This window comes from Nonomuraea sp. NPDC050680 (genome assembly GCF_040654555.1).
In the GTDB taxonomy this organism is placed as follows: Bacteria; Actinomycetota; Actinomycetes; order Streptosporangiales; family Streptosporangiaceae; genus Nonomuraea.
This window is the reverse complement of sequence record NZ_JBFAIF010000018.1, coordinates 72096-96068: the sequence shown is the minus strand read 5'-3', so window position 1 is coordinate 96068 and position 23973 is coordinate 72096. Positions and strand designations below refer to the sequence as shown.

The following is a 23973-nucleotide window of genomic DNA, read 5'->3' as shown; positions in this document are numbered from 1 at the left end:
TTGATCCTGGGAGCTCGTGATCATGCATGCGCGGAGTCTCGCAGCCCGATCCGACAAAACAGCCTGCGGAATCGGTACAAAGGCCTGGCGCACGGGCCCGCAAGGGACGCACCACCAACCTCCGGAGACACTCATCGAGTCGGAATATTTCGGTATACGGCCAGGCTGACCGGGGCATGTCTAAGATTCTTGTGACTGGTGCGACCGGCAACGTCGGACGGCAGGTCATCGCCCAGCTTGTGTCCGCTGGCGTCCCTGCGCGAGCGCTTGTGAGAGATGGTCAGCAGGCTCGGCTCCCTGAAGGGGTCGAGGCGGTGGAAGGTGATCTGTCCAGGCCGAGCACGCTGGAGGGGGCGCTGGCGGAGGTCGAGACGGTGTTCCTGATCTGGCCCTTCCTCACCACGGACGGAGCCTCCGCCGTCCTCGACGTGGTCGAAGGCCGTGCCCGCCGCGTCGTCTACCTCTCCTCGTCGGGGGTGAACGACGAGGCCGAGCGGCAGACCGACCCGATCAACCAGCTCCACGCCGACATGGAGCGCCTGATCGAGAAGTCCGGCCCGCAGTGGACGATCCTGCGGTCGAACACGATCGCTTCCAACGCTCGCGGGTGGGCCGAGCAGATCCGTGGCGCGGACGTCGTGCGTGGTCCTGACATCGCCGCCACCGCGGTGATCGATCCGCGCGACATCGCGGCCGTGGCGGTACGTGTGCTGATCGAGGACGGGCATGCCGGCGCGACGTACGTGCTGACCGGTCCGCAGGTGGTGAGCAGGACCGAGCAGGTGCACGCCATCGGGCAGGCGATCGGCCGCCCGTTGCGTTTCGAGAAGGTGCCCATCGAGACCGCCCGGCAGCAGATGCTCGCGGACGGCAGGCCGCCGGCCCTGGTAGAGGCTCTGCTGGCCAGCGCCGAAACGCGACCTCACTCAGCATTGATCACCTCCACCGTGGAAGAGGTCACCGGAACTCCGGCTCGTACGTTCCGGGACTGGGCCTTCGACCACGCCGACGACTTTCGCTGAGCGGATGGACGAGGAGCCACCCCGCTCCGCGCTGTGGCGTTACCTGCGGTGGCGGCGGCTAGGCGCGGTGGTGGGGTGCTGGCTGGCCGTACGGGAGGCGCGCAAATCGCCGTATAAGGCGAATTGACTATATCTGTACGAAATGCACATCTCGCTCCTTGCGCGGTCCCTGCGGGTCTCCGGCGCCTGATTCGCCTCGCATGTCCGTTTTCTCCGATCATGTGTTTGTTTGTCTTTTTTGTGGGGCAGGTGGAGACCGGTTGTTCCAGGCGAGCGGGAGGGCAAGGAGCGCTGGTCATGAAAGACAAAGTTCAGATGGGGCTGGCCATCGCGGCGGGCTACTACCTCGGCCGACACCACAAGCTGCGTTGGGCGACCACGTTGGCCGTGGCCGGGGTGCTCAGCCGGCTGCGCGGACAGGGAGGCCTGCTGTCGCAGGGGATCAAGATGCTCGGTTCGTCGCCCGAGATGGACAAGCTCACCGGCCGCCTGCGTGGCGAGCTGATGGACGTCGGCAAGGCGGCAGCCGTGGCCATGACGAGCAGGCAGCTCGAATCGCTGACCACGAGGCTGCACGAGCGGGCCGAGGGTCTGCGCCATCCAGGCACGCCTGAGGAAACGGCCGAAGACGAAGAGGACTACGAAGAGGGCTACGAGGAGGAGGAAGAGGAAGAGGCGCCTGAGGAGGAGCCGCCCAAGCCGGCACGGAGAAGGAAGCCCAAGGCCGAGCCCGCACGCGCCACGCGGCCGGTCACCAGGACACGGAGGCGAGCTTGATGGCTCAGGTATCGAAGGCTCGGCCCATCAAGAAGGTCACGGACGCCCTGCCGACAGACGTCAAGAAGGTCGCGCAGGCTCTGCCGACAGAGGCGCTCACGCAGGAGCTCAAAAACCTCGCACAGGCCTTTATCGAGCGAGGGCTGCAGTCCGTGAGCGACAAGGTCGAGGACATGGCGGGTCGGCTCGCCGACCCCGCCGCAGGCGGCGGAGTCGGCGGTCTGTTCAGCGCGCTCACCGGATCGGATGATTCTGGCGGCAAGTCGGTCAAACGTTCGATGATGGGTGGTGCTGTCAAGGGAGCAATCAAGGGCCTGTTCGGAGGCATGACCAAGGGGACCAAGAAGCTACGGTTCGTCAACATTGTCGAATCGCTCGACATCGGCGCTCCCGTACGAGTGGTCTACAACCAGTGGACAAAGTTCCAGGACTTCCCGAGCTTCATGAAGAAGGTGGAGCACGTAGAGAACGAGAGCGACGAGAAGCTGTCGTGGAAGGCGCAGGTCTTCTGGTCCCATCGCAACTGGGAGTCGCACGTCGTCGAGCAGGTGCCCGATGAGCGGATCATCTGGCGATCCAAAGGACCTAAGGGCTACGTCGACGGCGCTGTGAGCTTCCACGCCGTGACTCCCAACCTGACCCGGGTCCTGCTCGTACTCGAATATCACCCGCGCGGACTGGTGGAGCACGTCGGCAATATCTGGCGTGCGCAGGGCAGGCGCGTACGGCTGGAGTTCAAGCACTTCAGGCGGCATGTCATGACGCAGAGCATGCTGCACCCCGACGAGATCGCCTCCGACGGGTGGCGCGGCGTGATCCACGACGGTGAAGTCGTCAAGGACCACGAGACCGCTGTCCAGGAGGAGCAGGCCGCGCAGGAGGAGGAAGAGGAACGGCCGGAAGAGGAGCGGCCGGAAGAGGAACGAGCGGAAGAGGAACGGCCGGAAGAGGAGCCAGAGGAAGAGGAAGAGGAAGAAGAGGAAGAGGGAGAAGAACTGCCAGAAGACGAGTTCGAGGAAGAGGAGGAGGAAGAGGGAGAGCCTGAGGAGGAGGAAGAGGAAGAAGAAGAGGAGGAGCCGGAGGAAGAAGAAGAGGAAGAGGAAGAAGAGCCGCCTCGCGCGGCCTCCCGGAGGCGGAGGCGCGCCCAGGAGCCACAGTCGCGGCCGGTTCGTCGCAGGGCCGGTTCCCGGACGACGTGACACGGGGCAGCGTCCGCGAAGACCAGCGTCCGGCGTCCGGCGTCCGCGAAGACCAGCGTCCGGCGTCCGGCGTCCGCGAAGACCAGCGTCCGGCGTCCGGCGTCCGCGAAGACCGGAGGGGCGGCGTCCGCGAAGACCGGCCGGGACGGCCTCCCAGCGACCGGCGGGCGGCGTCCGCGAAGACCGAGGGAGAAACAATGACCGTGCAACCCGCGACAGGCGGAATAGCCGACCGTCCGTCTCCGTCGGGCCTGGCCGACGTCATCGACACGATCCTCGACAAAGGGCTCGTCATCGACGCCTACGTCCGGGTCTCACTCGTCGGCATCGAGCTGCTGACGATCGATGCGCGCATCGTGGTGGCCAGCGTGGACACCTACTTGCGCTACGCCGAGGCCGTGAACCGGCTGGACCTCGCGGAGTCCGGGGGGCAAGGGCTGCCCGAGATCATGCAGAACATGACGCAGGGCAAGGGCAAGAACGTCACCCAAGGGGTCTTGGAAGCGGCAGGGGAGAAGCTGAGCGACTTCGTCGGCGACCGTGGCGAGAAACAAGAGACGCACAGTCGGCGGCAAGAGCGAGAGGAGCGCTGAAATGGCGCAATCTGCGGAAGCCGCGCATGCCGCCGGTCAGGATGTTCCTGAGCAGGCCACCAAGAATGCCGGCGTCTACATCTACGGTCTCGTACCCGAGGACGTCGAGGTGTCCGGCGACGCGCGGGGCGTAGGGGATGAAGCTACAGAAATCAGGCTGATACGGCACGGCGAGATCGCCGCTCTGGTGAGCGACGTCGCGCTCGGCCGCCCGCTTGGCACCCCCGACGACCTGTTCCGGCATGGGGCCTTGCTCGATGCCACCGCCGCCGAGGTGCCCGTCATCCCGCTCCGCTTCGGCTCGGTGATGACGAACGAGAAAGCCGTCGTCGAGGAGCTGCTGACGCCCCACCACGATGAGTTCCGCAGCGCGCTGGAGGAGCTGGAGGGACGGGCCGAGTACGTCATCAAAGGACGCTACGTCGATCAAACGCTGTTCCGCGAGGTACTGAGTGAGGTCCCGGAGGCCGCGCAGCTGCGTGAGCAGATCCAGGGGCAACCGGAGGATCTGACGCGGAACGCGCGGATCCGGCTCGGGGAGCTGATCAACCAGGCGGTCGTGGCCAAACGCGAAGCCGACACGCAGGCGCTGACCGAGGAGGTGGGTCCGCTCGCCACCCTCACCGTCATGCGGGAGCCGTCTCACGAACAGGACGCCGTCCACGTGGCCGTGCTCATGGAGACGGACCGGCAGGACGAGCTGGAGCGGGTGGTGAACGAGTTCGCCGATCGGTGGTCCGGACGGGTTGAGATGCGCATATTGGGCCCGCTGGCACCGTACGACTTCATCACCGCGCGGACTCAGGAGTGATGACCGATGGGACTGATCGGCCTCCTCTTCGGCTGGCCGCTCGCGCCGGTCAAAGGGGTGATCCGGCTCGGCGAGCTGATCCAGGAGCAGGTGGAGCGGCAGATGCATGACCCGGCGGTGGTCCGGCGCCGACTGGAGGAGATCGAGCAGTCCAGGGCCGCCGGCCTGATCTCCGAGGAGGAAGAGGCGTTGGCGATGCGGCAGACGCTCGAATCGATGATTGGCGCACCCGGCCAGGTCGGGCCCCGCCAGACTGTCGCGCCGGCAGGTGAGGAAGAGGAAGAGGAGGGGTGATCGCATGCCTGTCAGGCGCAGTGTCCGCGAAGAGCGGGCGACCGGCGGCCAGGCGGCAAGACGCTCAGAGGAGGAACCCGACGAGAGGCGGACAGAACCACGTCAGAAACGCCGCCCACGCGGCCTGTCCGTGGCGGACGTCGGCGAAGCCGGTTTGGAGCACATCGCCGATCTGGTCGCGGGCGAGCCGGAGGGCATCACGATGGTGAAGCCGATCGAGCGCGGCTGGGTGGTGAACGTGGAGGTACTGGAAGATCACCGCATCCCCTCTTCCGGCGACATTCTCGCGCTCTACGAGGCCGAGTTGGATCCGGAGGGGAACCTGCTGTCCTACCGGCGGATCCAGCGATACCGGCGGGGCAGCGGCACCAGCGGGGAGGGCGGTTCGCGATGACCGAGCCTGGCTCCGTGATGCGCCAGTCCAGCCTCCCCGCCGGGCGGCCCTCTGGCCACGAGCCGGCGAACCTCGGCGACATCCTGGAACGGGTTCTCGACCGAGGCATCGTGATCGCGGGAGACATCCGCGTGAACCTCCTGGACATCGAGCTGCTGACCATCAAGCTCCGGTTGATCATCGCCTCGGTCGACACCGCCAGGGAGATGGGGATCGACTGGTGGGAGCATGATCCATGGCTCAAGGGCCAGGATCGGGAGCTGCGTGAGGAGAACCGCAGGCTCCGGCGACGGCTCGCCGCGGCGGAGGAGGGCACCGCGCTGCCGCGCGGGCTGACCGCGGAGGTCGAGCCCGCCGACGAGCGAGCGGCTGAAGTGGACGAGCGTGATGGATGACGCGGGCACCTACCTGTACGCGGTCACCCGCGACGAGGGTTCCGCCCTTCCCGAAGACCTGAAGGGGGTGGCCGGTGAGGGGGTGCGCGCGATCACGCATGCCGGTCTCGTCGCGTACGTGAGCACGGTCCCGCTGGACCGGTTCGGCGAAGAGCCGCTGCGGCGGTCCATGGAAGACCTGGACTGGCTGGGCGAGACCGCTCGTGCGCACCATCGCGTGGTGGAGGCGGTGGCGCGGACGACACCGACGGCCCCGGTCCGTCTTGTCACGGTCTACAGCGGCGAAGACCAGATTCGGGAGCTCCTGGACCGGCGACGTGACGACTTCACCGAGACGCTCGGGCGGATCGCCGATCGGCAGGAGTGGGGGGTGAAAGCGTACGTCGATCCGGCCGCACCGCCGCCCGCCGAAGCGGGAGAGAAGGGCGCGAGCGCGACCAGTCCGGGACTGGCCTACCTCAAGAAACGGCAGGCGAGTCTGCGCAGTCGTGAGGAGAGCTGGCGCCAGGCCGCCGCGCGCGGGGAGCTCATTCATGACGCCCTCAAGTCCGTGGCGGTCGCCAGCCAGCGTCATCGCGCGCAGGACCCGCAGCTGTCCGGTCGTGCGGAGTGGATGGTGCTCAACGGCGCCTACCTGGTCGATCTCGACCGAAGCGCGGAGTTCGCGCGGGTCGTCGACGGGCTGCGGGGCGAGGGAATCGACGTGGAGCTCACCGGTCCGTGGGCGCCGTACTCCTTCGCCGCCTTCGCCGAGACACCGGAAAGGCCGGAAGGGGGAACCGGCGATGACGATTGATGAGCCCCGAGGCGCGGTGCTCGCCCGGGAGGACCGGCTGCCGCCCGAACGGGTGGCGCTGGTGGACCTCCTCGACCGGCTGCTGGCAGGTGGGGTCGTCGTGAGCGGGGATCTCGTCCTGTCCATTGCGGACATCGACCTGGTGCGCATCTCCGTACGCGCACTGATCATGTCGGTTCGGAGTACCGATGAGGAATGACCTTGAAAAGGCGGCACTCGAAAAGGCGGCGTCGGGGCGCAAGGTACCGTCGAGACGGTTGCGCATCGAGACCGACGCCGAGGCGGTGGAGCGCGACCTGTCGCGCCTGGTGCTCACCCTTGTCGAGCTCGTACGCCAACTCGTGGAGCGTCAGTGTGTGCGCCGGATGGAGCAAGGGGACCTGTCGGACGAACAGATCGAGGTACTGGGCGTGACCTTGATGCGACTGGAGGAGGCGATGACCGAAATGTGCGACCGGTTCGATCTGTCGCCATCCGACCTCAACATCGACCTCGGACCGCTCGGGACCCTGCTTCCCCGGGACTGACGCGGGACTAGCTGTCGGCGAGGACCTGCGCCAGCGCGTGTGAGGCCTGGCGGATCATGCCGGGGTTGGTCTCCCAGTAGTACGGCAACGCCACCACCGCCTGCGCGAGCGCCCAGCCGCGGCCGCGCACCCAGGACGCGTCGTCGACGCCGAGTTCGCGCCGGAATCGCCGGCGGCTGTCACCCGCGAACACGTTCCACGCTGGCTGGAGGTCGCAGGCGGGGTCGCCCACGTTGAGGCCGCCGAAGTCGATGACCGCCGACAGACGGCCGTCGACGACGAGCAGGTTGCCCGGAAGCAGATCGCCGTGCAGCCAGACCTCCGGGCCGTCCCAGGCCGGGGCGTCGAGTGACTCCTGCCACGAGCGGAGGGTGGCGTCGCCGTCGACGCGGTCGCCGAGCTGGGCGATCGCCTGGCGAACAGACGCGTCGCTCTCCGCGAGCGGTCCGCCTCGATGGTGCGGGGGGCGCGGGGGCGCGCCGGTCGTACTGACCTGGCGGAGCGCGGTCACGAACGCCGCGAGATCGACGGCCGCCTGGTCCAGGTCGCCGATCGTGCCGTTGGCGTTCGCGCCGGGCAGCCACTCGTACACCGACCAGTCATAGGGATAGCCCTCGGCCGGACGTCCCATGGCCAGTTGCACGGGAAGTGCCAGGGGCAGGTGCGGCGCGAGCTTCGGCAGCCACTCCGCCTCCTTCGCCGCCTGCCTGGTGGCCCACTCGATGCGCGGGAGCCGAGCGACCAAGTGGTCACCGAGCCGGTAGATGTCATGATCGGTGCCGTAGAAGTCGACTGGAGCGATCGGCAGCTCGGCCCAGCGCGGGAACTGCCCGGCGAGCAGGCGACGCACGAGGGCGACGTCGGTCTCGATCTCGTCAGCGTGCATCTTCGTAGCGCTCATCGCCGCCATTCTTGGTGAACCGCCTTGACCGTCGCAACGGAGTTTCGCGCTGAACACGAACAACGGCCGGGACAGGCCCGGCCGTTGTCTTGAAAGTCAGGTGTCTTGAAAGTCAGGCTGAGGTGAGCACAGCCGGGTCCTGGGCGGTGGCCGTGGTGTCCCGTTCGGGCCGGCGCAGCACGGTCAGCGCGACGATGAACGCGGCCACGAGCAGCGCGGCGGAGATGGTGAAGGCCACGTGATAGCCGCCGGTCAGCGCGACCGCCTGGCTCTGTCCGGCGGACAGCAGATCCTCGGTACGGGAGGCGGCCAGCGTGGACAGGACCGCGACACCGATCGCCATGCCGACCTGCTGGGTGGTGTTGAACAGCCCGGAGGCCAGGCCCGCGTCGTCGGCCTTGGCGCCGGACATGCCGAGCGTGGTCAGCGCCGGCAGGACCAGACCGCCGCCCGCGATGAGCAGCATGACCGGGAGCAGGTCGGTGACGTAGTTCGCGGTCACCGGGACGCGGGTGAGCCAGCCCATCGCCGCGAGCAGGAGCGCCAGGCCGACCAGCAGGACGCGGCGGACGCCGAAGCGGGTGTTGAGCCGGGCGGAGACGAACAGGGACACGGCGCCGATGGCCACCGCCGCGGGCAGCATCGCCAGGCCGGTGCCGAGCGCGCTGTAGCCGAGGACCTTCTGCATGAAGAGCGCGACGAGGATCTGGAAGGCGAACATGGCCGACAGCGCCAGCATCTGGACCAGGTTGGCGCCCGAGACGGTGCGCGAACGGAAGATCCGCAGAGGCATCAGCGGGGTTCTGGCGGTCGCCTGACGGATGACGAAGGCGGCCAGCAGGGCGAGGGACACCGCGCCGAGGCCGAGGGTGTGGGCGGAGAGCCAGCCGTACTCCTCGATCTTGACGACCGTGTAGATGCCCAGCATCAGGCCGCTGGTGACCAGGACGGCGCCGATGACGTCGGCCCCGGCGGCGAGTCCGGCCCCGCGGTCGCCCGGCAGCGCGCGGATCGCCAGCGCGATGGTGGCCAGGCCGATCGGCAGGTTGATGAAGAAGATCCAGTGCCAGCTGAGCGCGTCGGTGATGACCCCGCCAAGGACCTGGCCGATCGAGGCGCCGGCGGCGCCGGTGAAGCTGAAGATGCCGATCGCCTTGGCACGTTCGGCGGGCTCGGTGAACAGCGTCACCAGGATGCCGAGAACAACCGCGGAGGCCATCGCGCTGCCCACGCCCTGCAGGAACCGGGCGGCGATCAGCAGGCCGGGCCCGGTCGCCGCGCCGGCCAGCAGCGACGCGGCGGTGAAGACCGCGTTTCCGGCCAGGAACATGGTTTTCCGGCCGATGAGGTCACCCAGCCGGCCGGCCAGGAGCAGCAATCCGCCGAAGGCGATTCCGTACGCGTTGACGATCCAGCTGAGCCCGGCGGGCGAGAAGCCCAGATCCCGTTGCATGGCCGGCATCGCGACGGTCACGATGCTGCCGTCCAGGACCGTCATCAGCATCGCGGCGGACAGCACCATGAGTGCCAGCCAGCGCGATGGTTGGGGGGAAGGTGCGGTATATGACATGGCCATCTCCTGCTCAAAGGGCGAACAAGAGAAACCATAACAGATAGTTCCGTTGCAGACTATATGTCTCGGACCTTTCAGCCTTTCTGCCGAGCCCTCCGAACCCCTTGCGGCGCCTCGGCGGGGGTGGCCAGATGCCCCGTCGCCAGGCGATTCAGCGCCCGCAGCAGCACCTCGGCCTCGTCCTCGGGCAGCGCGGCCAAGGCCGCCCGGTGTACGCCATCGACGATCGTCTGGCTCTGCTCGGCGACCTCCGCGCCCTTCTCGGTGACGGCGATGATCCGGGCCCGCCGGTCCGTGCTGGACGGGCGGCGCTCGGCGAGGCCCGCCTTCTCCAGGGCGTCGACGGTGACCACCATCGTGGTCTTGTCCATGTCGCCGAGCTCGGCGAGCTGGATCTGCGTGCGCTCCTCTTCCAGGGCGTGCACGAGCACGCAGTGCATCCGCGCCGTCAGCCCTATCTCCGCCAGCGCCGCCGCCATCCGAGTTCTCAGGATGTGGCCGGTGTGGTCCAGCAGGAACGACAGGTCCGGAGCGGTGCGGGAAGGGGCCATGGCAGTCATGTCGTCCAGTTTAGCAATTAGTTCCGTTATGGATTATCCCGATGTTTCGCGTCGCCCTTCCTGGCGGCTTCTGCCACGCGGCGGACGGCGCTCTTGCCGGCCTCGCCGGGTGCTCGCACCTCTGCTCCGGAGGGGGCGAATCCCGGCGAATCACCGAGGGCCGGGTCCTGGGTGAGGATGCGCTGGTGGAGGCGCTCGATGTCCGCGCTCGGATCGGCCCCGATCTCCTCGGCCAGCCGCTTGCGCAGGGCGGCGAACGCGCCCAGGGCCTCGGCCGGTCGGCCGGCGCGGTGGCAGGCCAGCATGAGCAGGCCGGTCAGCTGCTCGTCGGGCGGCCCGGCGGTGGCCAGGTCCAGGATCTCGGGCACGAGCAACGTGTGGTGCCCGAGCCGCAGCTCGGCCTCCAGGCAGTCGATCACCGCGGCTCGGTGCTCCGCCAGCAGCTTGGCCCGGGCGTTCGCCGCGGACTGGCCGGTCAGGCCGCTGAGCGGCTCGCCGGGCCGCAGGCCACGGGTGCCCCACTGCCGAAGGGCGTCACGCAGGATCGGTACAGCCTGCGCGTCGTCACGCCCGACCAGCGGCCGCGCCTCGTTCACCAGATCGCGGAAGCGGTAGACGTCGACCTGGTTCCGGTCGGCCAGCAGCCGGTAGCCGCCTTGGTACTTGGGCAGCATGTCGCCCAATTTCGGCCCGGCGGAATGTCCCAAATGGGCGCGCAGGTCGCTCGCATAGTGCTGGATGACCTTGCGCGCGCTGTTTATCGGCTCCGCGCCCCAGATCTTGTCGATCAGCTCCTCCATGGTGACCGGACGCGCCCCGGCGAGCAGGAGCAAAGCCAGCATCAAACGTTGTTTTCGGTCACCAACATAAACCCGCACACCGTCCCGGTAAGCCTCCACGCCGTTCAGCAATCGAAACTGCATCGGTCCAACTCCTTCGTACTACGCGTATTGGATATGACTAACGGCGTTCATAGAATTCCTATGGCAGACCAACGGCGCGGCACCGAGCCGATACCCAGGCCGACCAGACAGCGGGCGGCACAAAGCTCCCCGGACGAACAGGAGAGAAACAATGGGTACTGTCAAGGAAAGCCGGTCGCCGCGCGCCGCATGGTTCAAGGCGACCTTCAGTGACAACGGCGGCGGCTGCGTGGAGGTCGCGCTGGGTGAGAACGTGGTCGCGGTTCGCGACTCCAAGGACCCCGAGGGGCCGGTCCTCTACTTCAGCGGTGAGGAGTGGGTCGCGTTCCTCGCCGGGGTGCACGCGGGCGAGTTCGAACTGAGGTGAGGCGAGTTCATGCCCGCGGAGGAGGCCGCGACGGGCGGGTCGCCGTGTCCTCGGGGAGTGCGCGAGGTGCCCGCTCCCCGGGGATGGGCGGACGGTCGTGCGCAAGGCGGGGTCACCGATCCGCGGCGCGGACGTCGGCGCTGATCGCGGCGAGGAAGTCCCGCGCCGCGTCGCCGAAGACGGCCATCCGGCTCAGCAGGGACCACTGCCGCTGATAGACCGCGATGTCGTCGGCGTGGCCGGCGGACAGCCTCACATGCGCGACTTCTATCTCCACAAAAGTATCCGCCGCGCTGCCGTCGCTCTCGTAGAGGGTGAAACCGTGCGGGGGGCAGACAAGCGCTTCCGTGTTGTGCGGTATCAAGCCGATGGAGACGTTCTCCAGGGTGCTCAGCGAGGCTATCCGGTCCAATTGGGCGAGCAGGAGTTTGGCCGATCCCGGGCGGCACCTCAGCGCCGCCTCGGTAATGAGGAATTCGAAACGCCGGCTTTCCTCATACAGGGCGAGCTGCCGTTGCAAACGAGCCGCGACGGCCATGGACAGGTTGCCCTCGCTGTATGGCGGGTCGAACAACGCGAAGATGCGCCGGGCGTACTCGGCGGTCTGCAACAGCCCCGGGATGACGGTGGGCTGGAATCCCCGCACCAGCTGCGCCTGGTCCTCCTGCTCCCGGATCTCGTCCTGCAGGTGCGCCTGACGCTGGAGCGCGGCCCGCCAGCTGTGCATCTCGGTGAACGCCGCCTCGGTCAGGTCGGTCAGCCACTCCCGGGTCTGACTCGAGGCCTCCACCGCCTCGCCCCACGCCGTCACCTCTGGCAGTGAGGGGATCACGCTCCCCGACTCGATGCGGGAGACCTTGGACTGACTGATGCCTACTCGGTGGGCCAGGTCGCGTCCGGAGATCCCGGCCAGGTCGCGCAGGCGCCGCAGCTCCGTGGCGAGACGCTCACGCTTGGTGCGCTGTTCCGCGCCGTCACCGTTCATCCGCTCCGCACCCTCGACAGCATCCGGCGCACCATTCTCTACGAACCAGTTTGATGCCAATTGATGATGCACTAAATCAGCTAATGTCGCACACGTCAAACTGGTGGGCGGTGCCCGGTCCTGCCAAGGTTGAGGAAAGGATGGCTGGTCCACGCGGGGGAGCCCTCACCGCGGCGGGACGGCGGAGTGATTCACGGTGATTCAGTGGGGACGAGCTCGGCTCCGGCGGGAGCGAGATGGGCTGCGCGCGGCGGGCCCGGGACCCGGCCACCGCGTTCTGCGCGCCGCGGTGGCCGGGCAGCCAGAGGTACGCGCGCGGGCGACAACCGGTTCATGCCCACTGGAGCGCGCCCTACGACAACTGGCCGGACCTCAACTGGAGCGCGCCCGATAGCACCTGGTCAGACCCCGGCCAGGGCGCGCCACGACCTCACCTCATGCGGTGCAGCTCCCACGGGTCGTGCGCGGAGAAGACCTCCACACCGTGCACGTTCGCCAGCTCGCGCAGCCGGTCCCGGCTCGTCAGCCGCGACCCCTCGTCCACCTGCGAGTCGAGCTGCACGATGTCCATCAGCGGATGCGTCCGTGGGTCGTCGGCCGACAGCTCGCGGTGGTAGAAGTAGGCGTCACCGGCGTGCAGCAGCCACCGGTCGCCGTCCCTGACCGCCACGCCCGCGTGGCCCCGCGTATGCCCGGCGAGCGGCACCATCAGGAAGTCCGGCGAGAACGTCGAAGGCCGCACCCCCTCGACCCCGTTCCAGCTGTCGCCGGTGCCGGGGTAGGTGACCCAGCGCGGGCCGTGCGCCCAATGGCCGGGGCGGTAGCGGCGGTTCGGCGCCTCCGTCAGCGCCGCCTGCAGCTCGGCCGCCATGACGTGCACCTCCGCCTGCGGGAAGTCGGGCAGCCCGCCGCTGTGGTCGACGTCCAGATGGGTCAGCAGGATGTGCCGTACGTCCGCCGGGTCGTAACCGAGGGCGGCGACCTGCTGGACGGCCGTCTCCGCCGGCCGGAGCTCGGGCCCGACCAGCTCGACCCACTCGGCTTCGAGCAGCTCGCCGGGCCGCGTCACGTCGTCCAGCCCCAGTCCCGCCTCCACCAGGACGAGCCCCGAGGCGGGGGTCTCGACAAGCAGGGCGTGGCAGACGGCGGGCGCGGAGGGCAGGGACTCGGTCGAATCGATCTCGCGCATCGAGCCGAGATTCAGGTGATGGATTGTCATGTGCCCTAGACTGCGACTTGAAGCGCGGTTCAAGTCAAGTCAAGGAGCGGGCTGTGGACGAGACGTTGCTCGACATCGGTGAGGTGGCGCGGCGGTCCGGCCTGGCGCCGTCGGCGCTGCGGTTCTACGAGCGCAAGGGGCTCATCACGGCCGACGGGCGCAACGGCCTGCGCCGGACGTACCTGCCCGAGACGCTCGAACGCCTGGCGCTGGTCACCTGCGCGCGTGACGCCGGGTTCACGCTCACCGAGATCGCCGCGTTTTTGCGGGCGGGGCCGTCCGACGCCGTGTTGCGTGAGCGGATGGCCGCCAAGGAGCGCGAGGTCGACGAGCGGATCGCGCAACTCACCCGGCTGCGTGACAGCCTGCGCCACGCGGCGGTCTGTGACCACGACCCGTTCGTGGAGTGCCCCGACTTCAAGCGGGCCATCCGCCGCGTCAGCGTCCCCTGACGGGCGTCAGCCCGCGCTCACGTACTGCCTCGGGCGTCAGCCCGCGCTCACGTACTGCCTCGGGCGTCAGCCCGCGCTCACGTACTGCCTTGGGCGCAGGGCGTGGGCGCGGAGGGCGGCCAGGGCCGCGAGTTGGCCGGAGCGGGTCACCCGTACGGCGAGGTCGTCGGCGAAGGCCAGGCCGAGCGCCTTGAGCTGGGCGACCAGGTCGGTGACCGGCGTGGCGACGTCCTCAAGGCTCGTCGCGGGATGCCAGCCCTCGCCGCCGACCACCTCGGCCACCCGCTCGCGCAGCTCGGTGGGCGACATCAGGGCGCCGTCGGCGAGCAGCATGAGCGCGGCCTCACGCGCCGAGACCTCGAACTCGTGCTCGCCCCTGGCCAGGAGCAGCTTGGTGACCGCGTCCCACATGGCCTCGGGGGAGTCGAGCAGTTGCCGGCCGTAGTCGGTGATCGACAGCCGGACGCCGTGGCGGCTGATCGCGCCCAGCTCGCGTTCGGCCAGCTCGCGCAGCCGGAGTGCCTCCGGTGAGGGGGCCAGGCGCATGGGGAGGCTGCCTTCCGAGGCGGCCAGCGACAGCAGGCCGTGCAGCGCGGGCAACTGCTGGACCGAGACGGGAGCGTGCAGCCGTACCTCGAACGGCTGGGCCAGCTCGCGCCGGGCCGGGCCGCGGCCGAGCACCCAGCGGTTGAGCCGCTCGCCGTGCACGCGGTGCAGCCAGCTGTCGCCGCCCAGCTCGGTCCGTGGCGCGGTCAGCCAGCGCTTGGTCAGCGCGCCGGGATCGACGCTCTCGCCCGAGACGATGGCCAGCTCCAGCGCCGCGGAGCAGGCGACGTGCGCGCCCAGCTCCTCGGGGCCCATGATCATGCTCCATTGGAGGTCGGGCACGTCGGGCGGGAGCACGCCGGTGGCCTCGAGCGCCACCTGGTAGGCGCTGGTGCCCGCGTCCTCGCCCTCACGGGCGTAGGTGCGCAGGATCTTGGCCGTAAGGGGCGACTCGCACAGCCCTGCATAGCGCTCCAGCCCGCCCACCTGCAGCAGCCGCCCGAGCGCGCGGGCCAGCCGCTCATGGTCGCCACCGACCTTGAGCGGCAGTGTGTACCAGAGGAACTCGCAGACGTCGAGCTGCGTAACCGTCTCCAGCGGCTCCCCGCCCGTCAACCACTCCACAGCGGTCCTGGCCTCTTCGGCCAGGTCCGGCTCGGAGCGCTCCAACTCGGCGAGCAGGGCGGTGACGTCTGGTGCACTCATGCCTCGAAGTTTGCCGTATCGACCCCGGGCCTGACGATGACCGAAACCGGTGCGTATTGGGTCTTGCACTGCGACTACCCTATGAAATTAGTAAATATGGAACTGTGACCGGGTCAAATCCACCGCTTGTCGAAGAGCATCCGTGCCTTCCACTCGGTGTAGGGGATCAGCTCGGCGGACAAAACCGGATGCAGCCACCAGAAGTTGATCAGTGCGAGTAGTGCGAACGCGCCGACGGCCGCAGCCCCGAGCGTACGTCTCAACGGTACAGCCCCACCCGGTGTCTTCGCTGAGGGGCCTATCAGCAAACCCGCGCACAGGGTGAGGGCCAGCACCATGAACGGCACCATCGGCACCGCGTAGAACAGGAACATCGTGCGGTTCTCGGTGATGGCGAAGTAGAACCAGGGCAGCCAGCCCATCGCGTAGGCCAGCAGCACCGCGCCCGCCCGCCAGTCCCGCGTGGCGACGTACCAGGCGATCAGGGCGATCAGCGCGGCCAGCGCGCCGAACCAGATCACCGGGGTGCCCACGCCGAGCACGGCCTCGGCGCAGTCCTTCGCGCCGCAGGCGCCGCCCTTGTTGCCCTCGTAGTAGAAGGCGACCGGGCGCAGCAGCAGCGGCCACTGCCACGGATCCGACATGTAGGGATGTGAGGTCGCCAGCCCGCTGTGGAAGGAGAAGACCTGCCACTGGTACTGCACCCACGACCGCATCGAGTCGATGACGAAGTAGATCGGGCCCGACGAGGTGGCCTGGTCCCAGTTGCGCCCGTAGCCGGCCGCGCTGACGAACCAGCCGGTCCAGGTGGCCATGTACGTCACGAACGGGGTCAGCGCGAAGGCGACCAGACCGGTCGGCACGTCCTTGGCGAGGGCGCCGGAGTAGGGATTGCGCAGGCCGACGGCCCGTCGCGCGCCGAAGTCCCACAGCAGGCTCATGACCGCGAAGGCGGCCAGGAAGAAAACCCCTGACCACTTGACCCCCATGGCGGCCCCGAGGCAGAGGCCCGCGGCGATCCGCCACGGCCGCAGCCCCAGCCAGGGCCCCTGCGGCGACAGCGGCGACGTCTCGTACCAGTCGACCAGCCGCTCCCGCGCCCGGTCGCGGTCGACCACCAGGCAGGCGAACCCGGCCAGCACCCAGAACATCAGGAAGATGTCCAGCAGCGCCGTACGCGACAGCACGAAGTGCAGCCCGTCGAGGGCCAGCAGGAGCCCGGCGAAGCAGCCGAGCAGGGTCGAGCGGGTCATCCGGCGGGCCACGCGGGCCAGGACCAGGATCGACAGCGTCCCGACCACCGCCGCGGCGAACCGCCAGCCGTAGGGGTTCATGCCGAACAGCCACTCGCCCACGCCGATCATCCACTTGCCCAGGGGCGGGTGGACCACGTAGGAGGCGCACTTGTCGAGCGTCGCCTCCGTGCACTTCTGCCAGATGTCGGTGTTGCCGGCGATGAGCGCCTTGTCGGCATCCTTGATCGTGACCCGCTCCACGAGCCACGTGATCAGCGAATAGCCGTCCTTGGCGTAATAGGTCTCGTCGAAGACGACGGCGTTGGGGTGGCCGAGCCCCATGAAGCGCAGCACCCCGCCGAACACGGTGATGAACAGCGGTCCCAACCAGCCCCACAACACGCTGCCCCGCATCGGCGGGACCACCCGATCTCGGATGGATCGCGTCCCGGGACTGCTCTCGTCCGCCGCCGGTTGGCCACTTGACTGACCAAAGGTTTCGTACGGGAAATCGGTCACCGCCATTCGGACATCGTACGGGCCTCAAGCCAGTGCTTACCCAGGAAACAGGGTCTTATCGGGATGCCCTGCCACAATGGCCGGGTGACAGTAAAGGGCAGGTTGGTGCTGGCAGGGGCCCCCATCGGGCAGGCGGGCGACGTTTCACCGCGGCTGCGCGAGGTGCTCGAGAACGCCGACGTGGTGGCGGCCGAGGACACCAGACGCCTGCGCAGGCTGGCCGGCGACCTCGGCGTGGAGATCCGCGGGCGGGTCGTCTCCTACTACGACGCCAACGAGGCCGCACGTGCGGCGGAGCTGGTCGAGACGCTCAAGCAGGGACAGACGGTGGTGGTCATCACCGACGCGGGCATGCCTGGTGTGTCCGACCCCGGCTACCGCCTGACGCATCTCGCGGTCGAGGAGGGCATCACGGTCACCGCCCTGCCGGGCCCGAGCGCCGTCACCACCGCGCTGGCCGTCTCCGGTCTGGCCAGCGACCGGTTCTGCTTCGAGGGCTTCCCGCCGCGCAAGCCCGGAGAGCGCGCTCGCCGCCTTTCGGCGCTGGCGAGGGAAGAGCGGACGATGGTGTTCTTCGAGGCGCCCCACCGCCTCCAGAGCGCGCTGGAGGCGATGGCGGAGGCCTTCGGCCAGGACCGGAGGGCCGCCGTCTGCCGCGAGCTCACGAAGACCTATGAAGAGGTACGGCGCGGCGGCCTGGGCGAGCTGGCCGCGTGGGCGGCGGCGGGCGTCAAGGGTGAGATCACCGTCGTGGTCGCCGGTCACGTCGCGGCCGACACCGAGCCCGATATCGAGTCACTGGTCGCTGAGGTGGACCGCCGCGTGGCCGACGGGGAGCAGCGTAAGGCGGCCGTCGCCGACGTGGCCAAGGAGGCGGGTCTGCCCAAGCGGGAGCTCTATGACGCGGTTCACAGGAGATCGTCCACGCCATAGGGTGCGCATCGTGAAGAAATGGGGGATTTCCGCACAGCGGCTGGTCCCGCCGATGCAAGGGGGCGCCCTCTGGGGGTGGCTGGGGCCGATCGCGGTCGCCCTCTTCGGCGGAATACTGAGATTCGTCAGGTTGAGCGAGCCGCGGGCCATCGTCTTCGACGAGACGTACTACCTCAAGGACGCCTACTCGCTGCTCAGGTTCGGCGTCGAGCGGGTCACGCTCGGTGACTCCAAGAACCCGGAGGCCGACCACCGGCTGATGGCCGGCAACCTCGACATCTTCAAGCACTGCCCGAACACGACCGACTGCGCCTCGTTCGTCGCCCACCCGCCGCTGGGCAAGTGGATGATCGGGCTGGGGGAGTGGCTGTTCGGCATGAACCCCTACGGCTGGCGGTTCGCCGCGGCGGTGGTCGGGACGCTGTCGATCCTCATCCTGGCCCGGCTGGCGCGGCGGATGACCCGCTCGACGATGCTGGGCTGCCTGGGCGGGCTGCTGCTCTCGCTGGACGGCCTGCACCTGGTGCTGTCGCGTACGGCGCTGCTGGACATCTTCCTGATGTTCTGGGTGCTGGCCGGGTTCGCCTGCCTGGTGGTCGACCGCGACCGGTCACGGCAGCGGCTGGCCGACTGGTACGACAGCTCGCCGCTCACCCCGACCGGGCCGCCGCTCGGCCTGCGGCCATGGCGGATCGCCGCGGGCCTCTGCCTGGGGGCGGCCTGCGCGGTGAAGTGGTCAGGGGTGTTCTTCCTGGTCGCGTTCGCGGTCATGAGCCTGCTGTGGGACATGGGGGCCAGGCGGGCCGTCGGGTTACGCCGGCCGTACCAGGGGGCGCTCTCGCTGGACGTGCCGCCGGGGCTGGCCGCGCTCGGGCTGGTGCCCGCGCTGACCTTCGTGGCCTCGTGGGCGGGCTGGTTCGTCACGGCGGGCGGCTACGGGCGCAACTGGGACCAGGCGACGTCGTCGGGGCCGCTGTTCTTCGTCGTCGACTCGGTGCGATCGTGGCTGAAGTACCAGGTGCAGGTGCTCGGCTACCACACCGGGCTGCACGACTATCACCCGTACATGTCGGATCCGTGGACCTGGCCGGTCCTGTTCCGGCCGGTCTCCTTCTTCTACCCGACCGACCTGCCGCCTTCGGCGTGCGGGGCGGACAAGTGCTCGCAGGCCGTGCTGGGAGTGGGCACGCCCGCCGTCTGGTTCGCCGCCCTGCTCGCCCTGCTGGCACTCATCGCCTGGTACGTCGCCACGCGCGACTGGCGGGCCGGGGCGGTGCTGCTGACCTTCGCCGCCGGCTGGCTGCCGTGGTTCTACTACGCCGTCGCCGACCAGCGGACGATGTACCTCTTCTACATGATCCCCGTGGTGCCGTTCATGGTGCTGGCGCTGGTCCTGGTCGCGGGGCTGGTGATCGGGAAGGAGAGCGCGACACCCGCGCGGCGGGCGGTGGGGGCCGCGGTGGTGGGGGCGTTCACGCTGATCGTCCTGATCAACTTCTGGTGGCTCTACCCGGTGCTGGTGGCCGAGACGCTCACGCAGGCACAGTGGTGGGCTCGGATGCTGACGCGGGCTTGGGTCGTACCCGCGCCCAAGTGACGCCGCGGCGCAGCGTGATCGCCGCCGCGATGCAGGCCAGGGGGACCGCCGGCAGGACGTAGCGGTAGTCGAACTCCGCCGTCGCGGCGGGCGCGAGCAGCAGGCCGAACGCCCCGAGCCAGGGCAGGATCACCGGCCCGCCGAACCGGCGCCAGCGGACCACCGTGCCGTACAGGCCGATCAGCATCACGCCGCCCAGCACGATGCCGGGCAGGTAGACCACCTGCTGGTAGCCGCTCATGATCTGTGCGAAGGGCGCGACGATCTTCGTCTCGGGCGGGCCCTGCTCGTAGGTGTAGGCGTCGGTGTCCGTCCGGCCCTGATAGGAGGGCCACTGAGGCAGTCGCTTGGGATTGCCGCTGTCATCCAGCTCGTAGAACGGGATGAAGCGATACATGTTGTACGTCTTCTCGTCCGGGAAGCGCGGCCGGCCCCAGTTGAAGGCACGGAAGAAGTCACGCGCCACCACCTTCAGGTAGTCGCCGGGCTGCGAGGTGATCGCCCGCGTGGCGAACGCGCTGGCGGCCTCGTTGGTGATGTCGGTGAACTTCTTGCCCGCGCCCCAGCGGTGCAGCACCTCACCCGTGCCCTGGCCGTCGCCGTTGCCCTGGCCCCAGAGGTACCACTGCGCGTAGTCCTTGCGCTGACTGACCGGATCGTTGATGCACAGGAGCAGCATCTGGAGCTCCCGGTATTTGTCGATGTGCATCTTGTTGCAGTCGGCGAAGATCGCCGTGCGCATGTAAAGGATGAGCCCGTCGCTGTTGGTCATCGCGAATTTACCGAAGTTTGTGGAGAACCAACCCATGTAGGCGACGACTGGGATCGCGCAGGTCATGATCACGGCCACGATCGCCTTCCAGCCGGTCCGCTTGATGAGCAGATAGGCGACGACCAGGGCGAGGATCGGCAGGCCGATCGAGCGGGTGAGCGCGGTGAGCGCGAGCAGCAGCCCGACGACCACGCCCAGCTTCCACGACATCCGCCGGTTCCACAGGACGATCGTGATCAGGCCCACGACCAGCAGCGTGAACAGCGTGTCGGACATGATGAGCTGCTCGAGCTGGATCTGGTAGGCGTCGAACAGCACCGGGACGGCCGCCAGCGTCGCCCCCCACTTCGGCAGCCCGAACTTCGCGCGCAGCAACGCGTAGATGAGCGCGCCCGTGGCCAGGCCCATCAGGTGCTGGGACATGGTCACCAGGGTGAAACTGTGGAACGGCTTGAGCAGCAGCAGCCAGAATCCGTAACCGTCGGGCCGGATCGGGTGCGGCCGGGGGTGCAGCGCCACGGATACGTACTCGTAGGAGTCGTTGAACCACATCGCCGGGCCGTAGCCGAGCATGGTGATCAGCCGCAGCACCCCGCCAATGGCGAATGCGGCGGCGAACCCCCGATGACGGCCGACGAACGCCCACACGCGCGCTATCCGGCCAGGGGCGGAGGGGTCCACAGGGGTCATCTCCGCAGCGCTCACCATGCTGTAAAGAATGCCAGTCGTTTTTAGGACTTGACCCGACCATCCTCGGGCACAGGGCATGATGGTGGGCTGGAAGAGCCTTAACTGAAGGGTTGAGACGTGGAACTGACGGTGGTCATGCCCTGCCTCAACGAGGCGGAGACCGTGGAAGTCTGTGTACGCAAGGCACTGGCGTGCATGGAAGAGCACGGCATCGAGGGCGAAGTCCTGATCGCCGACAACGGCAGCACGGACGGCTCGCAGCAGCTCGCCCGTGACGCCGGTGCGCGTGTCGTCCACGTCGATGAGAAGGGCTACGGCAACGCCCTCATGGGCGGAATCCGGGCCGCGCGCGGCAAATACGTCATCATGGGCGATGCCGACGACTCCTACGACTTCACCTCGTTGCTCCCATTCGTCGAACAACTGCGCGACGGTGCCGATCTCGTGATGGGCAACCGGTTCAAGGGGGGCATCGCCCCCGGCGCCATGCCTCCGCTCCACCGCTACCTGGGCAACCCGGTGCTGTCGTTCATCGGCCGGCTGTTCTTCCCGTCGGCCATCGGCGACTTCCACTGCGGCCTGCGCGGGTTCAGGCGCGACTCGATCCTGCGGCTCCAGCTGCAGACGGGCGGCATGGAGTTCGCCTCCGAGATGGTCGTCCGCTCCACGCTGTCCGGCCTCGACGTGCGCGAGGTGCCCACCACGCTGTCGCCCGACGGCCGCTCCCGGCCGCCGCACCTGCGCTCCTGGCGTGACGGCTGGCGCCACCTGCGCTTCCTGATGCTGTACAGCCCCAAGTGGCTGTTCTTCTATCCCGGCATCCTGCTGATGGTCATCGGGTTGGTCGCGGGCACGGCGCTGACGTTCGGCCCGGTCGAGATCGGCGAGCTGGCCTTCGACGTCGACACCCTGGTCGGCGCGTCGGCGGCGGTGGTGATCGGCTTCCAGGCGGCGTTGTTCGCGCTGTTCACCAAGGTCTACGCGGCCGAGGAGGGCTTCCTGCCCGAGTCGCCACGCGTCCGCCGGCTCATCGACATCGTCACCCTGGAGAAGGGCCTGGTGGTCGGCGGGTTGCTGGCCGTGGCCGGTCTCGTCGGCCTGGTGATGTCGCTGTCGCACTGGCAGGTCCGCAGCTTCGGCTCGCTGGACCCGCGCGAGTCGCTGCGCATCGTCGTGCCCTCCGCGACGGCGCTCATCATGAGTTTCCAGACCATCTTCGCGGCGCTGTTCATCAGCATCCTGGGCATCCGCCGCACCCGCGAGAGCTCGATCGACCTCGCCGCCAAGGTGGCCGAGGAGGCGGCCGAGGCCGTGTCCCGCGAGGAGTCCACGACGCGCTGATCATCCGCCTCGTGCCGGTATTCGGTACGAGGCGACCGTGGTCGCACCGTAGGCTTGGGCCTATGTCCCAGCACATCTTGACCGCCGTAGCGTGGCCGTACGCTAACGGCCCTCGCCACATCGGGCACGTATCCGGATTCGGCGTGCCGTCCGACGTCTTCAGCCGCTACCAGCGGATGGCGGGCAACAAGGTGCTGATGGTGTCCGGCACCGACGAGCACGGCACGCCCATCCAGGTGCAGGCCGACAAGGAGGGCGTGACCGCCCGCGAGCTCGCCGACCGCTACAACCGGGTGATCGCCGAAGACCTGACCGGCCTGGGGCTGTCCTACGACCTGTTCACCCGCACGACGACGAAGAATCACTACGACGTCACGCAGGCGATCTTCAAGGGCCTCTACGACAACGGCTACATCTTCCCCAAGACCACGATGGGCGCGATCTCCCCGTCCACCGGACGCACCCTGCCCGACCGTTACATCGAGGGCACCTGCCCCATCTGCGGCTACGACGGTGCCCGCGGCGACCAGTGCGACAACTGCGGCAACCAGCTCGACCCGATCCAGCTCATCAACCCCAAGAGCCGGATCAACGGCGAGACGCCGATCTTCACGGAGACCGAGCACTTCATGCTCGATCTGCCCGCCTTCGCCGAGGTGCTCGGCTCCTACCTGCAGTCCAAGCAGGGCGAGTGGCGGCCCAACGTGCTCAAGTTCGCCCTCAACCTGCTCGGTGACCTGCAGCCGCGGGCGATCAGCCGTGACCTCGACTGGGGCGTGCCGATCCCGCTCGACGGCTGGCGCGACCAGCCCAACAAGCGGCTCTACGTCTGGTTCGACGCCGTCATCGGCTACCTGTCCGCCTCCATCGAGTGGGCCAAGCGCTCCGGCGACCCCGACGCCTGGCGCCAGTGGTGGCAGAATCCCGACGCCCGTGGCTACTACTTCATGGGCAAGGACAACATCGTCTTCCACGCCGAGATCTGGCCCGCGATGCTGTTCGGCTACAGCGGCCAGGGCGCCAGGGGCGGCTCGCCGGGGGCGCTGGGCGCGCTCAACGTGCCGTCCGAGGTGGTCTCCAGCGAGTTCCTGACCATGGAGGGCAAGAAGTTCTCCTCCTCGCGGCAGGTCGTCATCTACGTCCGCGACTTCCTGGCCCGCTACGACGCCGACGCGCTGCGCTACTACATCGCCGTGGCCGGTCCGGAAAACCAGGACACCGACTTCACCTGGCAGGAGTTCGTCAACCGCAACAACGGCGAGCTCGTCGCGGCCTGGGGCAACCTGGTCAACCGGTCGATCTCCATGGCGGCCAAGAACTTCGGCTCGATCCCCGAGGCCGGTGAGCTGACCGACGCCGACCGGGCGCTGCTGGAGCGCTCGCGCAACGCCTTCGGGCCCGTCGGGGCGGAGCTCAACCGCTCGCGGTTCAAGAACGCCATCACCGAGGCGTTCGACGTGGTCCGCGACGCCAACCGCTACCTGGCCGAGCAGGAGCCGTGGAAGCTCAAGGACGACGCGGCGCGGCAGAAGTCGATCCTGCACGTCGCCCTCCAGGTGGTCGACGACGCCAAGACGATGCTCACGCCGTTCCTGCCCGGCTCCTCCAACAAGGTCCACGCGATGCTCGGTGGCGAGGGCGTCTGGGCCGGCATGCCGGAGATGCACGACGTCGACGAGGACGGCGGCACCCCCTACCCGGTGATCACCGGCGACTACCAGGGGGCGGCCCGGTGGGAGCACCGGCAGATCAAGCCGGGCACGCCGCTCGCGCCGCCGGTGCCGCTGTTCAAGAAGCTCGACCCGAAGGTCGTGGACGAGGAGCTGGCCCGGCTGGCCGACTGACCT

Annotated in this window: 26 protein-coding genes; 17 read left to right on the top strand and 9 right to left on the bottom strand. The window is 68.5% G+C overall.

What is annotated here, in order from left to right; translation table 11 throughout:
- Window positions 1-176: 176 nt before the first annotated feature.
- From AB0H88_RS39865 to AB0H88_RS39815, 11 genes are all read left to right on the top strand, one after another.
- A complete protein-coding gene (locus AB0H88_RS39865; RefSeq protein ID WP_357653757.1) occupies window positions 177-1022 on the top strand; it encodes an NAD(P)H-binding protein in 846 nt (281 codons plus the stop codon).
- Between the two features lie 297 nt (window positions 1023-1319).
- Complete coding sequence (locus AB0H88_RS39860; protein WP_357653756.1) at window positions 1320-1799, top strand: hypothetical protein; 480 nt, start codon at window positions 1320-1322, stop codon at window positions 1797-1799.
- The gene (locus AB0H88_RS39855; RefSeq protein WP_357653755.1) at window positions 1799-2998 is read left to right on the top strand and encodes an SRPBCC family protein; all 1200 of its coding nucleotides are present in this window, start codon (window positions 1799-1801) and stop codon (window positions 2996-2998) included. The genes AB0H88_RS39860 and AB0H88_RS39855 overlap by 1 nt, the downstream gene beginning before the upstream one ends.
- Window positions 2999-3195: 197 nt before the next feature.
- Entirely contained in the window at window positions 3196-3591 is a 396-nt protein-coding gene (gvpJ, locus tag AB0H88_RS39850; RefSeq protein WP_357653754.1) for a gas vesicle protein GvpJ, read from the top strand.
- Between the two features lies 1 nt (window position 3592).
- Window positions 3593-4402 (top strand): GvpL/GvpF family gas vesicle protein, encoded by an 810-nt coding sequence (locus tag AB0H88_RS39845; RefSeq protein WP_357653753.1) that lies wholly within the window; start codon window positions 3593-3595, stop codon window positions 4400-4402.
- A gap of 6 nt (window positions 4403-4408) precedes the next feature.
- Window positions 4409-4696: a gas vesicle protein GvpG gene (locus AB0H88_RS39840; RefSeq protein ID WP_357653752.1), complete on the top strand. Its 288-nt coding sequence runs from the start codon at window positions 4409-4411 to the stop codon at window positions 4694-4696.
- A gap of 4 nt (window positions 4697-4700) precedes the next feature.
- On the top strand, window positions 4701-5090 hold the full coding sequence (gene gvpO, locus AB0H88_RS39835) for a gas vesicle protein GvpO (RefSeq protein WP_357653751.1): 390 nt from the start codon (window positions 4701-4703) through the stop codon (window positions 5088-5090).
- A gap of 17 nt (window positions 5091-5107) precedes the next feature.
- Complete coding sequence (gene gvpJ / locus AB0H88_RS39830) at window positions 5108-5485, top strand: gas vesicle protein GvpJ (protein WP_357653837.1); 378 nt, start codon at window positions 5108-5110, stop codon at window positions 5483-5485.
- Entirely contained in the window at window positions 5478-6281 is an 804-nt protein-coding gene (locus AB0H88_RS39825) for a GvpL/GvpF family gas vesicle protein (protein WP_357653836.1), read from the top strand. The genes gvpJ (AB0H88_RS39830) and AB0H88_RS39825 overlap by 8 nt, the downstream gene beginning before the upstream one ends.
- Window positions 6271-6480 carry a gas vesicle protein gene (locus tag AB0H88_RS39820; protein WP_357653750.1) on the top strand — a complete coding sequence of 70 codons (210 nt, stop codon included), beginning with the start codon at window positions 6271-6273 and terminating at the stop codon, window positions 6478-6480. The genes AB0H88_RS39825 and AB0H88_RS39820 overlap by 11 nt, the downstream gene beginning before the upstream one ends.
- Before the next feature lie 58 nt (window positions 6481-6538).
- Window positions 6539-6808: a gas vesicle protein K gene (locus tag AB0H88_RS39815; protein WP_357653749.1), complete on the top strand. Its 270-nt coding sequence runs from the start codon at window positions 6539-6541 to the stop codon at window positions 6806-6808.
- Between the two features lie 7 nt (window positions 6809-6815).
- On the opposite strand, the gene AB0H88_RS39810 is transcribed toward AB0H88_RS39815, so the two are convergent.
- From AB0H88_RS39810 to AB0H88_RS39795, 4 genes are all read right to left on the bottom strand, one after another.
- The gene (locus tag AB0H88_RS39810) at window positions 6816-7709 is read right to left on the bottom strand and encodes an aminoglycoside phosphotransferase family protein (protein ID WP_357653748.1); all 894 of its coding nucleotides are present in this window, start codon (window positions 7707-7709) and stop codon (window positions 6816-6818) included.
- Window positions 7710-7821: 112 nt separating this feature from the next.
- Window positions 7822-9279, bottom strand: a complete 1458-nt coding sequence (locus AB0H88_RS39805) for a DHA2 family efflux MFS transporter permease subunit (RefSeq protein ID WP_357653747.1) — start codon at window positions 9277-9279, stop codon at window positions 7822-7824.
- Window positions 9280-9356: 77 nt separating this feature from the next.
- The gene (locus AB0H88_RS39800) at window positions 9357-9842 is read right to left on the bottom strand and encodes a MarR family winged helix-turn-helix transcriptional regulator (RefSeq protein ID WP_357653746.1); all 486 of its coding nucleotides are present in this window, start codon (window positions 9840-9842) and stop codon (window positions 9357-9359) included.
- A 26-nt stretch (window positions 9843-9868) separates the two neighbouring features.
- Complete coding sequence (locus tag AB0H88_RS39795) at window positions 9869-10684, bottom strand: AfsR/SARP family transcriptional regulator (RefSeq protein ID WP_357653745.1); 816 nt, start codon at window positions 10682-10684, stop codon at window positions 9869-9871.
- A 232-nt stretch (window positions 10685-10916) separates the two neighbouring features.
- Here AB0H88_RS39795 and AB0H88_RS39790 point away from each other — a divergent pair, with 232 nt between their 5' ends.
- Window positions 10917-11132 (top strand): DUF397 domain-containing protein, encoded by a 216-nt coding sequence (locus AB0H88_RS39790; RefSeq protein ID WP_357653744.1) that lies wholly within the window; start codon window positions 10917-10919, stop codon window positions 11130-11132.
- Between the two features lie 112 nt (window positions 11133-11244).
- On the opposite strand, the gene AB0H88_RS39785 is transcribed toward AB0H88_RS39790, so the two are convergent.
- The gene (locus AB0H88_RS39785) at window positions 11245-12117 is read right to left on the bottom strand and encodes a helix-turn-helix transcriptional regulator (protein WP_357653743.1); all 873 of its coding nucleotides are present in this window, start codon (window positions 12115-12117) and stop codon (window positions 11245-11247) included.
- A gap of 430 nt (window positions 12118-12547) precedes the next feature.
- Entirely contained in the window at window positions 12548-13336 is a 789-nt protein-coding gene (locus AB0H88_RS39780) for an MBL fold metallo-hydrolase (protein WP_357653742.1), read from the bottom strand.
- Between the two features lie 53 nt (window positions 13337-13389).
- On the opposite strand from AB0H88_RS39780, the gene AB0H88_RS39775 reads away from it, so the two are divergent.
- Entirely contained in the window at window positions 13390-13788 is a 399-nt protein-coding gene (locus AB0H88_RS39775) for a MerR family transcriptional regulator (RefSeq protein WP_357653741.1), read from the top strand.
- Window positions 13789-13854: 66 nt separating this feature from the next.
- Here the strand turns inward: AB0H88_RS39775 and AB0H88_RS39770 are convergent, their stop codons facing one another.
- Window positions 13855-15039 carry a hypothetical protein gene (locus tag AB0H88_RS39770; protein WP_357653740.1) on the bottom strand — a complete coding sequence of 395 codons (1185 nt, stop codon included), beginning with the start codon at window positions 15037-15039 and terminating at the stop codon, window positions 13855-13857.
- Window positions 15040-15152: 113 nt separating this feature from the next.
- Window positions 15153-16688, bottom strand: a complete 1536-nt coding sequence (locus AB0H88_RS39765; RefSeq protein WP_357653739.1) for a phospholipid carrier-dependent glycosyltransferase — start codon at window positions 16686-16688, stop codon at window positions 15153-15155.
- Window positions 16689-16877: 189 nt separating this feature from the next.
- Here AB0H88_RS39765 and rsmI point away from each other — a divergent pair, with 189 nt between their 5' ends.
- Both rsmI and AB0H88_RS39755 read left to right on the top strand, forming a co-directional pair.
- Window positions 16878-17726, top strand: coding sequence for a 16S rRNA (cytidine(1402)-2'-O)-methyltransferase (rsmI, locus tag AB0H88_RS39760; RefSeq protein ID WP_357653738.1), 849 nt, complete (start codon window positions 16878-16880; stop codon window positions 17724-17726).
- Between the two features lie 10 nt (window positions 17727-17736).
- Window positions 17737-19323: a phospholipid carrier-dependent glycosyltransferase gene (locus AB0H88_RS39755; RefSeq protein ID WP_357653737.1), complete on the top strand. Its 1587-nt coding sequence runs from the start codon at window positions 17737-17739 to the stop codon at window positions 19321-19323.
- Here the strand turns inward: AB0H88_RS39755 and AB0H88_RS39750 are convergent.
- Window positions 19259-20803 (bottom strand): hypothetical protein, encoded by a 1545-nt coding sequence (locus tag AB0H88_RS39750; protein ID WP_357653736.1) that lies wholly within the window; start codon window positions 20801-20803, stop codon window positions 19259-19261. The genes AB0H88_RS39755 and AB0H88_RS39750 overlap by 65 nt on opposite strands.
- Before the next feature lie 99 nt (window positions 20804-20902).
- Here AB0H88_RS39750 and AB0H88_RS39745 point away from each other — a divergent pair, with 99 nt between their 5' ends.
- Entirely contained in the window at window positions 20903-22126 is a 1224-nt protein-coding gene (locus tag AB0H88_RS39745; protein ID WP_357653735.1) for a glycosyltransferase family 2 protein, read from the top strand.
- Window positions 22127-22188: 62 nt separating this feature from the next.
- A complete protein-coding gene (gene metG, locus AB0H88_RS39740) occupies window positions 22189-23970 on the top strand; it encodes a methionine--tRNA ligase (RefSeq protein WP_357653734.1) in 1782 nt (593 codons plus the stop codon).
- The last annotated feature ends 3 nt before the right edge of the window (window positions 23971-23973 follow it).